This window comes from Streptomyces sp. NPDC048644 (genome assembly GCF_043199105.1).
GTDB lineage: Bacteria > Actinomycetota > Actinomycetes > Streptomycetales > Streptomycetaceae > Streptomyces.
This window is the reverse complement of sequence record NZ_JBICVO010000012.1, coordinates 1-11,950: the sequence shown is the minus strand read 5'-3', so window position 1 is coordinate 11,950 and position 11,950 is coordinate 1. Positions and strand designations below refer to the sequence as shown.

At 71.3% G+C, this 11,950-nt stretch carries 11 protein-coding genes; 4 read left to right on the top strand and 7 right to left on the bottom strand.

What is annotated here, in order from left to right; genetic code table 11:
- Positions 1–47: 47 nt before the first annotated feature.
- The 5 genes from ACGFNI_RS25160 to ACGFNI_RS25140 all read right to left on the bottom strand — a co-directional run bounded on the left by ACGFNI_RS25160 (position 48) and on the right by ACGFNI_RS25140 (position 5,627).
- Complete coding sequence (locus tag ACGFNI_RS25160; RefSeq protein ID WP_393686905.1) at positions 48–1,772, bottom strand: SWIM zinc finger domain-containing protein; 1,725 nt, start codon at positions 1,770–1,772, stop codon at positions 48–50.
- Between the two features lie 97 nt (positions 1,773–1,869).
- Positions 1,870–3,114, bottom strand: coding sequence for an ABC transporter permease (locus tag ACGFNI_RS25155; protein WP_393686904.1), 1,245 nt, complete (start codon positions 3,112–3,114; stop codon positions 1,870–1,872).
- On the bottom strand, positions 3,111–3,863 hold the full coding sequence (locus ACGFNI_RS25150) for an ABC transporter ATP-binding protein (RefSeq protein ID WP_393687057.1): 753 nt from the start codon (positions 3,861–3,863) through the stop codon (positions 3,111–3,113). Before ACGFNI_RS25150 ends, ACGFNI_RS25155 begins: the two co-directional genes overlap by 4 nt.
- Positions 3,864–3,865: 2 nt before the next feature.
- Positions 3,866–4,996, bottom strand: coding sequence for a hypothetical protein (locus ACGFNI_RS25145; RefSeq protein WP_393686903.1), 1,131 nt, complete (start codon positions 4,994–4,996; stop codon positions 3,866–3,868).
- Positions 4,986–5,627, bottom strand: a complete 642-nt coding sequence (locus ACGFNI_RS25140; RefSeq protein WP_393686902.1) for a hypothetical protein — start codon at positions 5,625–5,627, stop codon at positions 4,986–4,988. The genes ACGFNI_RS25145 and ACGFNI_RS25140 overlap by 11 nt, the downstream gene beginning before the upstream one ends.
- 111 nt (positions 5,628–5,738) lie before the next feature.
- Between ACGFNI_RS25140 and ACGFNI_RS25135 the strand changes: the two genes are divergently transcribed.
- Both ACGFNI_RS25135 and ACGFNI_RS25130 read left to right on the top strand, forming a co-directional pair.
- On the top strand, positions 5,739–6,527 hold the full coding sequence (locus ACGFNI_RS25135; RefSeq protein ID WP_393686901.1) for a response regulator transcription factor: 789 nt from the start codon (positions 5,739–5,741) through the stop codon (positions 6,525–6,527).
- Positions 6,517–8,415, top strand: a complete 1,899-nt coding sequence (locus ACGFNI_RS25130) for an ATP-binding protein (protein WP_393686900.1) — start codon at positions 6,517–6,519, stop codon at positions 8,413–8,415. The genes ACGFNI_RS25135 and ACGFNI_RS25130 overlap by 11 nt, the downstream gene beginning before the upstream one ends.
- 72 nt (positions 8,416–8,487) lie before the next feature.
- Here ACGFNI_RS25130 and ACGFNI_RS25125 read toward each other — a convergent pair whose 3' ends face one another.
- Entirely contained in the window at positions 8,488–9,885 is a 1,398-nt protein-coding gene (locus tag ACGFNI_RS25125) for an amidase (protein WP_393686899.1), read from the bottom strand.
- Positions 9,872–10,081, bottom strand: a complete 210-nt coding sequence (locus ACGFNI_RS25120; RefSeq protein WP_393686898.1) for a hypothetical protein — start codon at positions 10,079–10,081, stop codon at positions 9,872–9,874. The genes ACGFNI_RS25125 and ACGFNI_RS25120 overlap by 14 nt, the downstream gene beginning before the upstream one ends.
- 511 nt (positions 10,082–10,592) lie before the next feature.
- On the opposite strand from ACGFNI_RS25120, the gene ACGFNI_RS25115 reads away from it, so the two are divergent.
- Positions 10,593–10,829, top strand: coding sequence for a DUF397 domain-containing protein (locus tag ACGFNI_RS25115; RefSeq protein WP_393686897.1), 237 nt, complete (start codon positions 10,593–10,595; stop codon positions 10,827–10,829).
- Positions 10,830–10,914: 85 nt separating this feature from the next.
- Positions 10,915–11,859, top strand: coding sequence for a helix-turn-helix domain-containing protein (locus ACGFNI_RS25110; RefSeq protein WP_393686896.1), 945 nt, complete (start codon positions 10,915–10,917; stop codon positions 11,857–11,859).
- Positions 11,860–11,950 lie beyond the last annotated feature (91 nt).

The following is an 11,950-nucleotide window of genomic DNA, read 5'->3' as shown; positions in this document are numbered from 1 at the left end:
GAATCGACCGCTCGTGCGGCTCCCTGGGTCTTGTGCTCCGGCAGGCGTCACAGGCCGTGCTGGTCGATGAGCCGCATGAGATTCCGTTTGCGCTTGTGGGCGGCCCGCAGAGCAGTGAGGTACGACATGAAATCGGCCTCGGTGCCCAGGCGGCGGTGGCAGTCGCGGATGCTCAGCAGCAGGCTGGCCAGCTGCTCGTAGACGGTGTTGCCGGTCTGCTTCGTGAGGGGCTCGGCCAGGCGCAGGTAGACGTCCAGTGCGTCGGAGGGGCGAGAGGTGCGGGCCTGGTCGGCGAGGGCCAGCCACTGTCGGTTGTGGGCGCCGGTCTCGGCTGCGGCCTGCCAGGCGGTGGCGATGTCTCCGTCGTCGAGCAAGGCATCGATCAGGGCGGGTCCGCCGCGCCAGGACTGTTGCCACTGCTGTGCGTCGGCGCGCAGCAGCGCGAGAGCTCGCTCACGTTCTGCCTGCCAGCAGCCGGCCGCCTGCGCCACCGTACGCAGCTGTTGGTACGCGGTCAGGGAGCGGTGAGCGGCGAGGGCGTCGCGGCGCAGGACAACGGCGTCGGAGGGCCGCGCCGCGAGGGTGTAGCGGTCGCAGAGGTAGTCCACCAAGGCGATGCCGGGGGCGTCGGGGCCAGATGCTTCCCTGATGCCGCGCTCCGCCCACCGGAGGGATTCGTCGCGACGGCCGGCGGCGTCCAGTTCGCGGGCGATGATCAGGTGGGTGCTGCCGTCGGGTGCGAGGGCGGCCGCGTGGACGGCGACCACGGTGTCCACATCATCGCCCGCCCTGGCCAGTCGCTCCATCAAATACTTCTCCGCCCACCCGGTGCGGTTGCCGTGCCACGCCTCGACCGCCAATTGCCGTACGGTGACCATGCCTTGCTCGCCGAGGACTTCCGCGTAGTCGAGCGGGTCGAGGCCGGTCAGGTCGTCCAGGTCATTGAGCACCTGCCCGACCAGCCACCGTGCTGTCTCGGTCGGGTCCGGGCGAGCCGCACGGCATGCGTCGAGGTGGGCTTCGGCGAGAGCGGATCCGACGTTGTGCAGGTGTCCGTCGGAGTCGTCGGTGCCGTCCTGCACCTCGCCCAGGAGCCGTATCGCCTCTCGCGACAGGGAGACCGCGTCCGCGGCCCGCCCGGTGGAGGTCAGTGCGGTGAGGGCGGACACCGCCTGTGCGGCTTGTTCGCCGTAGGCGCGGGCATCGGTGTACTCGACGTATCCGTACTGCGCGAAGGGGGAGATGTCGAGGAGTTCGTGGATCCGGGTACGGACCTCGGTCAGGTCTCCGCGGGCGCTCGCCGCCCGCAGCTCCAGGCGGCGGCGTACCTGCAGGTTCTCGGTGATCTGTTCCCGTACGAGATCGAGCAGTTCGTCCTTGGAGAGCCCGGCCAGCCACACGTCCAGCTGCTGAGTACGAGTCCGGGCCCGGTCGCGCTGCTGCGGCAGTGTGTCCTCCCTGGCGAGCACGGTCAGGCCGAGTGCGACCAGGTGCTTGCAGAAGTTGCCTTCCACGCCGTACGGACAGTCGCACTCACCTCCCAGTCCGTCGGGTCCGCCAAGGGAAAGCTCCACCGCATAGGCGGTGGTCCCGTGGACCGTGGCCGTGATCCAGCCGTCGCCAACTTCCATGGCGGTTACCGCGTCCAGGTAGCCTCGGCCTCGCTCGAAGGAGCGCGGACCGGCCAGCGCGCGCAGGTCGTCCGGGCCGAATCCGGTGTTCCGTGTCACACGGTCATTCAACCGGAGGGCGAGCGCGTCGCATTGCCGCATTCAGGGATCTCGGTGGTGTTGCCGGGGCGCGGACGTGGCAGGGGGCGCCGTAAGGGAGTTGTGTCCAGGACCCGCCAGGAACCCGCCCCCTCACCCCTCACCCCGCACTCAACGCCTCAGTAGGCGCCACCCCCGCAGCCCGCATTGACGGGTACACCCCCGCCACCACCCCGATCGCGATCGCTCCGGTTGTGCCGGCGGCTATTGCCGACAGGGGGATGATCGGGGGCCAGCCCTGGTAGGTGGCGTAGGCGAGGGAGGCCAGGACGCCGACGGTGGTGCCCAGGAGGCCGCCCAGGAGGGACAGGGCGATCGACTCGGTGAGGAACTGGCTGCGGATCTGGCCGCGGTGGGCGCCCAGGGCGCGGCGGAGGCCGATTTCGCGGCGGCGTTCCAGTACGGAGATGTACATCGTGTTGGCGACGCCGACGCCGCCGACCAGCAGGGCGACGCCTGCGAGGCCGAGGAAGAGGGCCGAGAAGGTCGCTGCGGTGGCGCGTTTCGCGGTCAGGGCGTCGGAGGGGCGGCTGACCTGGATCAGGCCCGGTGTCTGCGGGTAGACGGTGGCCGCGAGTACTGAGGCGACGTCCTCCACCGAGTCCTCGTGTGCCGTGGTGTAGACGACCGTCGGGTGTCCGTCGAAGTGCAGGACCTTTTTGGCGGCGCCCCAGCCCACCAGGACGGAGCGTTCCAGGTCGGGGGTGAGACGCATCGGGCCGAGGATGCCGACGACGGTGAAGTAGGTGTCGCCGATGAAGACTTGGGGCGGTTCCTGGCCGGGAGTCAGGCGGGGGATGCCGAGTCGGGCGGCGGCTTCGTAGCCGAGGACGACGGTGGGGAAGTTGTCGGTCGTCGCGTTCAGGAATTTACCGGAGCTGACCGTGCCGTTCACTGCGGGCAGCAGGTCGGTGCGGGCCGCGAGCACGGTCAGGCCGAGGCCGTCGTTGGGGTCGGTGCGCTCCGAACGGCGCACCAGGGCATGGGTGTTGGCGACGGCGCTCGCATGGGTGACCGGGCCGATCCGCCGGACCATGTCCGGTGCCTCCTCGGGGATGAGGACGGGCGGTTTCTGGTTGGGGGCGGATTCGGCGCGCAGCGTGTTCGTGCCCAGCGCGGACAGCTGCTGGTCGAGGTGGCGCTGGCTGGAGGCCGGGATGCTGGTCACCAGGATCAGGGTGGCGATGCCGATGGAGATGCCGAGCGCGGAGAGCGCGGCGCGCATCCGGCGGGTGCGGATCCCGAGGAGCCCCAGGCGCAGCACGTCGGAGGGGGCGAGCCTGACCGGGCGGCTGGGGTCGGCGTCCGGGGCGGTCGGTGCGGGGACGGTGTCGGTGCGTTTCACTGCGGGCCCCCGGTGTGCGCTGCCTCGTCGGCGACGATGCGGCCGTCGCGGATCTCGACCCGGCGTGGCAGCCGTTCCGCGATGTCCCGTTCGTGGGTGATGACGGCGATGGTGGTGCCCTCGGCGTTCAGCCGGATGAGCAGGTCGAGCACGGCCTGGCTGTTGGCCGTGTCGAGGGCGCCGGTCGGCTCGTCGGCGAGTACCAGCGCGGGCCGGTTGACCAGGGCGCGGGCGATGGCCACGCGCTGCCGTTCGCCGCCCGACATCTGGTGCGGCAGGTGCCCGACGCGGTGGCCGAGCCCGACCCGCTCCAGCGCGGCGACGGCCAGCGGCCTGCGTTGCCGGCGGGGCACGCCCGCGTACAGCAGTCCGGTGGCGACGTTCTCCGCGGCGCTCAGGCCGTCGGTGAGGTGGAACTGCTGGAAGACGAAGCCGAGCCAGCGTCCGCGCAGCGCCGACAGGCGGCGGTCGGACAGCCGGGCCGGGTCCTCGCCGGCGATCTCCACCGAGCCGCTGGTCGGCAGGTCGAGGGTGCCCATGATGTTCAGCAGTGTCGATTTGCCGGACCCGGAAGGGCCGACGATGCCGAGCAGGTCGCCGTCGGCGATGGTGAGCGAGACGTCGTCGAGCGCCTTGACGCCGCCGTGGTACGCCTTCGTCGCGTTCTTGACGGTGAGGACGGGCGGGCCGGTCCGGCGGTGCGGGGCGGCGGACGACGTGCCGTCGGCGGCCGGTGCGGTGTGCGGCAGGGTCACGACGTGGTCACCACCCGGTCGCCTTCCTTGATGCCCGCACCCGAGACCTCGACCATGCCCTTCGCGAACAACCCGGTCTTGATGGCGGCGAGTTGGCCGCCGGGCCGCTGGAGCGCGTAGCCGCCCTCGCGCAGTGCGAGCAGCGAGCCGACCGGGACGGCGAGCACCTGCTTGCGCTTCTCCGTCGTGAAGGTGACCTGCACGGACGCCGAGCTGATGTCCTTCACCGCGGCGCTGTCCTTCGGCTCGACCGTGACCTGGAGCGTGGCTTCGGACGCCGTGCCCGAGGCGTCGTCGTCGGTTCCGCCCTGCACGGTCTGCCCCACCGAAGTGACCTTGCCCGGCACGGTCTTGGTGTTGGGCAGGGTGAGGGTGACGGAGTCGCCCTTGTGGATCGGACCGGAGTCCTGCGCGTCCACCTTCACCCGGATCGACTTGCGGACGGACGTGACGGTCAGCACCTCCGACGCCGCCGGATCCCCGAGCTGCGCCTTGATGCCGCTGACCCGGTAGGGGCCGGGCAGCACGACGATGTGCCCGGGGACGAGCTTCCCGGTCTCCTGCTGCTTGGTGTCGTGCTGCCAGCGCTTGAGCGCGGCGAGCAGCGCGGGGGTCAGTTCGGTGCCGGGCTCCGTGTCTCCGCTGGGGGCGGTCGCCCGCGGCGTCGGGCCGGTGTCGTAGCCGAGCGCCCGGAGGTTCTCGGCGAGTACGGTCACGTCCCGTCCGCCGGTCCCCGCGGTGCCGAGGGTGCGGAAGAACGGGGTGTCGCCGAAGAACACCATCACGGGTTGGTCGTCGACCCAGTACAGCGGCTTGCCGCGGGATACCGGGGCGCCCGTCTTCGGCAGCCGGGTCACCGCTCCCTTTCCGGTGCCCTTGACGGTCCGCTGCCCGCCGAAGCCGAGGGCGCCGGGCAGCGTCCGGCTGTCGGCGAGGTCCGTCCGCACGATTTTGGTCGTCCCCGCCGAGGGGGCGCCGGCCTTCTTGGGCTGCTGGTCACGGCCGTGCGCGGTCAGCGCCACCGCTCCGGCGGCGCCCCCGGCGAGCACTGCCACGGCCACCGCTGCCACCGCGACCCGCCTGCCCCGGCTGCGGCCGGGCGCCGGAGTGTTGTCCTTACTTGCCACTGAACGCTTCCTTTGTACACACCTTGTCGGCCTTGTCCTGCTCGGCTTCGGAGAGCGCGCTGGGTTTGCTGTCGTTGTACGTCCAGCCGGTCGCGATGCCGTGCTCGTCCTGGAGCATGTGGATGCGCATGCCCTTGTCGGTGAGGCACTTCACGTAGGTGCGGTAGTCGTCCGTGTAGTGCGGGTTGATCGCCGGGTCCTGCTCCGGTGGCCGCCGGGGCAGCTTCACCAGACACGCGTCGTAGGCCGGCTTGTACTTCTTGGCGATCTCCATGCTCTGCATCGGCGCCGCCTGCTTGGCGCCCGCCATTTCGGCCCGCTTGGTGTTCATGGGGACGCCGTGGGACTGGAGGCAGGCGTTGTAGGCGTTGTCGAGCTTGTCGATCTCCTCCTCCGAGCTGTCCAGGCGCAGTTGCGGCCGGCGGGAGTCGGTCTTCGAGGACGCGGACGTGCCGGGCTTGCCGTCCGATGCCGGGCTTCCGGTCTCCAGGGTCGAGACGCCGTCCTTGCCGGCCTTGGCGTCGCCACCGTCGCCCGCACCGCAGGCGGTCAGCACGGTCGCGGCGAGCAGCGCGCAGACGGAGAACGCGGTGGTACGGACCGCGGAAGAGAAAGGTTGGGTCTTCTGCATGCCGCCCAGCATCACGACGACTTGTCAGGAAGCTGTCAGGAACTCATGGCGTGCTCATAGGGGTTGTGCCCGGCCGCCCCGTGCCGCGCACGGCGTTCCTAGACTCACCCCATGTGTGCGCGCGTGGTCGTCGCCGAGGACGACGGAAAACAGGCGGAGCTGGTCCGCCGCTATCTGGAGCACGAGGGCCATGACGTGGTCGTGGTGCACGACGGCGCCACGGCGCTCGCGGAGCTGCGCCGCCGTCCACCGGACCTGCTGATCCTCGACGTGATGATGCCGTTCATCGACGGCCTCGACGTCTGCCGGATCGTGCGCGCCGAGGCGGCACTCGCCGCCCTGCCGGTGCTGATGCTGACCGCCCGTTCCACCGAGGACGACCTGCTGCTCGGCCTTGACCTGGGCGCGGACGACTACATGTCCAAACCGTTCAGCCCCCGTGAACTGATGGCCCGCGCCCGGTCCCTGCTGCGGCGCGGCAGCCGTACGGGCACGGGCGGCAGCGCCGATGCGGCCGTACCGGACCCGGACCCGGTCCTACGGGTCGGGCCGCTGACCGTGGACCCCGGGCGCCACGAGGTGTGGGCCCACGACCGCCGAATCCACTGCACACCGGGCGAGTTCCGGCTCCTCGAAGTGCTGGCGACGCGGCCGGGGCAGGTCTTCACCCGGGCGCAGATCCTGGAGCGGCTGCACGGCTTCGACCGCTACATCACCGCGCGGACCGTGGACGTGCACGTGATGAACCTCCGCAAGAAGATCGAGCAGGACCCGCGCAGCGCCCGCCGGCTGGTGACGGTCTACGGCGTCGGCTACAAGCTCGTCGACGAGGAACCGCCCGCCGGCCGGGAGGACCCCGGGCCCGCCACCGGCCGGAGGGACATCCGTCATGGGCCCTGAGACGAACCGGGGCGAAGCGGCCTCTCACCCCCGCCGCCGCACGGCCCGTTGGCGCATCCTGCCGAGTTCGCTCCGCCGCGAGGTGCCGCTGCGCCGCAGCCTGCTGCTGCGGCTGCTGGCGGTGTCCGTGGTCGTGTCCGTCTGCTCGGTGGCCGCCACCGCCTACGTCGTCGTCCAGATGACGGCCGTCGCGATCCGCCAGGAACAGGGCCAGGCGCTGGCCGACGACGCCAAGACGTACGACGAGCTGCTCGGCTACGCGGCCCGGCACCCGGACTGGTCGGACGCCGCGGGAACCGTGCACGCGCTCGCCCGCAGGACGGGCCACCGCATCGTGCTGACCACCCGCGGCCACCCGCGGCCCGTCGCCGACTCCGACCCGGAACCCGGCGTGCCGTTCCGGCCGCCCGCCAAGCCCACCGCCGTCATCGACCCGCTCGCCGTCGACCCCGACCTGCTGCCCGGCTCGGCGGGCGACCTGATCGACCCGCGCGCGGTGGGGCCGTTCCTGCTGCCCCGCGAGGAACGCGACAGGCTGGCGGGCCTCGCCGCGCGTGTCCAGACGTGCGTGCACGAGACCATGCAGGAGGACGTCCGCGTCGAACGGGAGCCGAGCGGGCGTTCCCGGGTACTGCTGCCGCCCGACATGAGCACTACGGCCCGGTGCAGAACCGAGATCATCGACGAGCCCACTCCCACTGAGAAGAAGGCGCTGTCCGCGCTCGGCACCCTCGTCAATGCCTGCCTCGCCCACCGCGGCGCGCCCGCCGTGACCCTGTCGCTCGACGACAGCGGGAAGCCGGTGGCCACGGGGCGCGATGCCGGCCGGTCCCAGGTCTCCTCGTGCGTCGCCACCAGCCGCGCGGAACAACTCGCTCCGTACGTCGCGCCCGCCGCGCAGCTGTACGTCTCCAGCCCCGGCCGCACCGCGACCACCTTCTTCGCGCTGTCCCCGGCCAACAAGGCGCGGATCGCCGGAGGCGCGGCGCTGGTGCTGCTGGTGACCGTCGCCGTGACCGTCCTGGCCGGCATCCGGCTGGTGCGTCCGCTGCGCGCGCTGACCGCCGCGGTGCAGCGGCTGGAGGAGGGCGACGCGGACGCCCAGGTGCAGGTGACAGGCGCCGACGAGATCGGCCGGCTGTCGGTCGCCTTCAACTCGATGGCCGGGCGCCGCGCGGAGCTGGAACGGCTCCGCAGGGCGATGGTCAGCGACGTGGCGCACGAACTGCGGACGCCGCTGAGCAACATCAGGGGCTGGCTGGAGGCGGCCGAGGACGGCGTCGTCGAGACCGACGACGACCTGCTCGCCTCCGTACTGGAGGAGGCGCTGCTGCTCCAGCACATCATCGACGACCTGCGCGATCTGTCGGCGGCCGACGCGGGCGAGCTGCGGCTGTCGAAGGCGCCGGTGCAGGTCGCGGACGTGCTGGCGCAGACCGCGAACGCCCACCGCGCCGACGCGGACACCAGCGGCGTGACGCTCACCGTCACCGCGGATGACGGGACGCTCGTCGACGCGGACCCGGTCCGGCTGCGGCAGATGACCGGCAACCTGGTCTCCAACGCGATCCGGCACACGCCCCGCGGCGGCACGGTGGCCCTGCGGTCGCAGGTGGCGAACGGGTCCGTACGGATCGACGTGGCCGACACCGGAGCGGGTATCGCGCCGGACGAACTCCCGCACGTCTTCGACCGTTTCTGGCGCGCGGAGAAGTCCCGCAGCAGGCAGACGGGCGGCAGCGGCCTGGGCCTGTCCATCGTGCGCAAACTCGCCGAGATGCACGGCGGCACCGTCACGGCGCGCAGCACTCCGGGCGCGGGCTCCGTCTTCCGCCTCACCCTCCCGCTGCTCCCGGAGGCGGCGAGGGCGGGTGACGGCGGCGGGTGAGGCGGATGAGGCGGCCCGGACGGCACCGTGGGGTCCGTCCGGGCCGCCGCGCGGGCGCGCCGGAGAGCCGGATCAGACGGCCGTGGCGGCCGGTTCACCGACCGGGGAGTGCGCCGCTTCGTAGGCCAGGCCGACGCGCAGCACACCGGCGTCGTCCAGGTAGCGGCCCATCAGCTGCATGCCGATGGGCAGGCCGGCGTGGTCGCGGCCGACCGGGAGGGTCAGCGCGGGCACGCCGGTGATGTTGGCGGGAGCGGTCAGCCGGGAGTAGGCGTCCAGGAGGGTTTCCGTGGTGCCGTCCGGCCACTGGACGCTTTCCTGGCCGATCGGTACGGCCGTCAACGGCACGGTGGGCGCGGCGATCACGTCGACCTCGTCGAACATGCCGGCCCACGCCTGCTGAAGGAGCGTGCGCGCCCGCCGGGCCCGCAGGTAGTCGCTCGCGGCGACGGACCCGCTGCCCTCCAGGAGCAGCCGGACCTCAGGACCGTACAGTTCGGGGACCGCCCGCAGCGTCTTCTCGTGATACGCCGCGGCCTCGGGGGCCAGCAGGCCCCACCCGGTGGGCAGGAGGTACCGCGCCAGCGGGATCTCGACCTCGACGAGTTCGGCACCGAGCCCGGCCAGTCGCGCCAGGGCGCCGCGCACGGCGGTTTCCACCTCGGGGTCGACGCGCTCGAAGTAGTAGTTGACCGGCACGCCGACGCGCACGCCGGCCAGGCCGTCCTCCGGGCGGCCCTGGCGCGGGCGGGGCAGCGCCCGGACGGATGCCGGGTCATCGGGGTCGTATCCGGTGAGCGCGGGCAGCACCAGTTCCGCGTCCCGCACCGTGCGGGTGAGCGGCCCCACGTGGTCCATGGACCAGCCGAACGGGACCACACCGTTCAGGGAGACCAGGCCGTACGACGGCTTGAGCCCGACCACGCCGTTCAGCGCCGCCGGCATGCGGACCGAACCCCCGGTGTCCGTGCCCAGCGCGAAGGTGGCCGCTCCGGTGGCCACGGCGACCGCCGAGCCCCCGCTTGACCCTCCCGCGATGCGGCCGTGGTCCCAGGCGTTGGCGGTCTGCGGAGTGGTCACCCCGAAGGCGAACTCGTGGGTGTGGGCCTTGCCGACGAGCACCGCGCCCGCCTGCGACAGGCGCGTCGTGACGGTGCTGTCCCGCGCGGCGACATGACCGGCCCGCACCCGCGAACCGGCCTCGGTCGGCAGGCCGGCGACGTCGATGAGGTCCTTCAGTGCCACGGGCATGCCGTGCAGCGCGCCCCGGTACCGGCCGGCCGCGATCTCCTGGTCCGCCTCCGCGGCCGAACGCAGCGCACGCTCGCCCGTCACCGTGACGTACGGGTGCAGCACCGGATCCACCGCCGCGATCCGGTCGAGGACGGACTCGGTCACCTCCCGGGCCGTCAACTCCCGTGCCGCCACGGCTTCGGACGCCTCGGCGAGGGTCAGCTCACAGGGACGCATCGGCCGCTCCCTGCCCGCTGCCGTGGCCGCCTTCCGGCCGGACGTCCGTCAGGTCCAGCTCGTGCAGGGGGCTGATGACGGTGTTGAGGTGCTGGGCCACGGCGGCAACGGCGGCCCGGTGCCCGTCCTGCGGATCCGGGACCGCGGGCGGCGCCGGTTCGGCGGCTTCCCCGGACGGGGAATCGATGGTGCGCATGTACGCCCTTCATGTCGGTGCCGACGGGCGGCGTCAGGCGGCCCCCCCGGCAGTAAACGCAACACAATTGTCTTTGCGAGGGTAGGCGGTCGCTCCGCGCGGTGCGGCGGAGGAGCCGCGATGAGCTGCACAGAGCCGTGGCCGGGCCGAATCCCGTGACGGTCGGGCCCGTTCACCTCGGGCACCCCGGACGGGCCGCGCGTTCGCCATCCCGCGCCGCTGCCCGCCACCGCGCGCTACCGAATCCACTTCAGCCAATGTGGTGCGCGCCGGACCCGGGAATTACGGCGGGATCATTCGAATGTATTACCTCCTATATTCGCGTCGAAGGAACGCTCTTTCGAGGGACGGCGGGATTCTGAGCCCGGCGGCTAAGATCGGCGCCACCCCCGGATCTCGTGCAATTTCACGGCCGCGTGCACATGGCCGTCGAGCACGCCGGGTGCGCTGTGTGCGAGTGGCCAGGTGTCAGGAGTATCGGCGCTGGTCAGGAACGAATGACTGGGAGAATATGGTGCATTACGGAAATGGTGTGGCTGCGGACTCGATCGGGGCTGCCGCCTGGGTGAAGGCCAAGGCCAGCGACCCGGTCGGCAACTGCGTGGAAATTGCACGCCTGGATGGTGGCGAGGTGGCCTTCCGGAACTCCCGCTTTCCCGGCGGCCCTGCTCTGGTGTTCACGCGTTCGGAAATGGCGGCCTTCCTCGACGGCGCGCGGAAGGGCGAGTTCGACCGCATGACTGTCTGAAACCCGTTGGGCAGAGTTCGTGGCGGCTGCCCGATTCCTCATGCTGGGATGCTGGCGGGAGTTTCGCCGGTGTGGAGGAGTCAGAGTGATCGACCGCGTCCTGAGTGTTGTCCCGAGCAACAACGGTGTTGAGGAGCAGGCCGAACCGCCGGTCGCCGCAGGCAGGGTGCTCGGCACCCACCTGCGGCAGCTGCGCGAACTGGCAGGCCACCGCCTCAAGGACGTCGTCGACGCCGGCGTGATCGGCTCCTCGTCCACCCTGAGCCGCTACGAGGACGCCAAGACCCCCTTCAAGGAAGAGGTGGTCATCGCACTCGCGAAGTTCTACGGCCGCACGGACGAAGGCGAGTTGGCGGCGCTGCGCGATCTGACGCGGCAGTCCCTGGTCAAGGAATGGTGGGCGTGCTTCCGCGACGTCGTGCCCGGCTGGCTGGGGCGGCTGATCAGCATGGAGTCGGCGGCGCGGGAAATCCGCACCTACGAGGGCTTTTTCGTCCCCGGTCTGCTCCAGACCTCGAAGTACGCACGCGCCGTCATGCGGGCGCCGTACCGCAGGTCGGCCGGCGAGGACCCGGACGAGAAGAGCGAATCGCGGATCAACCGCAGGCTGAGGGTGCGCCTTCGGCGGCAGCGGCTCCTCGACGAGGCCGACGCCCCCGACTACTACGCGCTGCTGGACGAGAGCATCCTCAACAAGCCCACCGGCGGACGGGCCGTGATGCGCGAACAGCTCCGCCATCTCTTCAACTACGCGGAGAACAGGGACCGCATCCACATCCGCGTCCTCCCCTTCACCGCGGCCGAGCACGCCGCCGCGCCCATCTCCGCCATCACCCTGCTGAAGTTCCCGCAGGGCAAGGGGAGCGACATGGCCTACCTGGAGGGCGGCACGTACGTCAGCAATCCCCAGGAAGTCGAGGAGCACAAGGTCGATCTGCTCTACCTGTGGGATCTGGCCGCCGACAAGAAGGCGACCTTGAACATCCTCCAGCACTACATCGACAAGCTCGCCGAGACGGACGAGCCCTAGGGCGTGTTTGAGATGTGGTCACAGTGCCTGCCGTATCAAGGTGAGTTGGACGGTGGCCTCGTAGCGGACGGCGAGCTTGTCGTATCGAGTT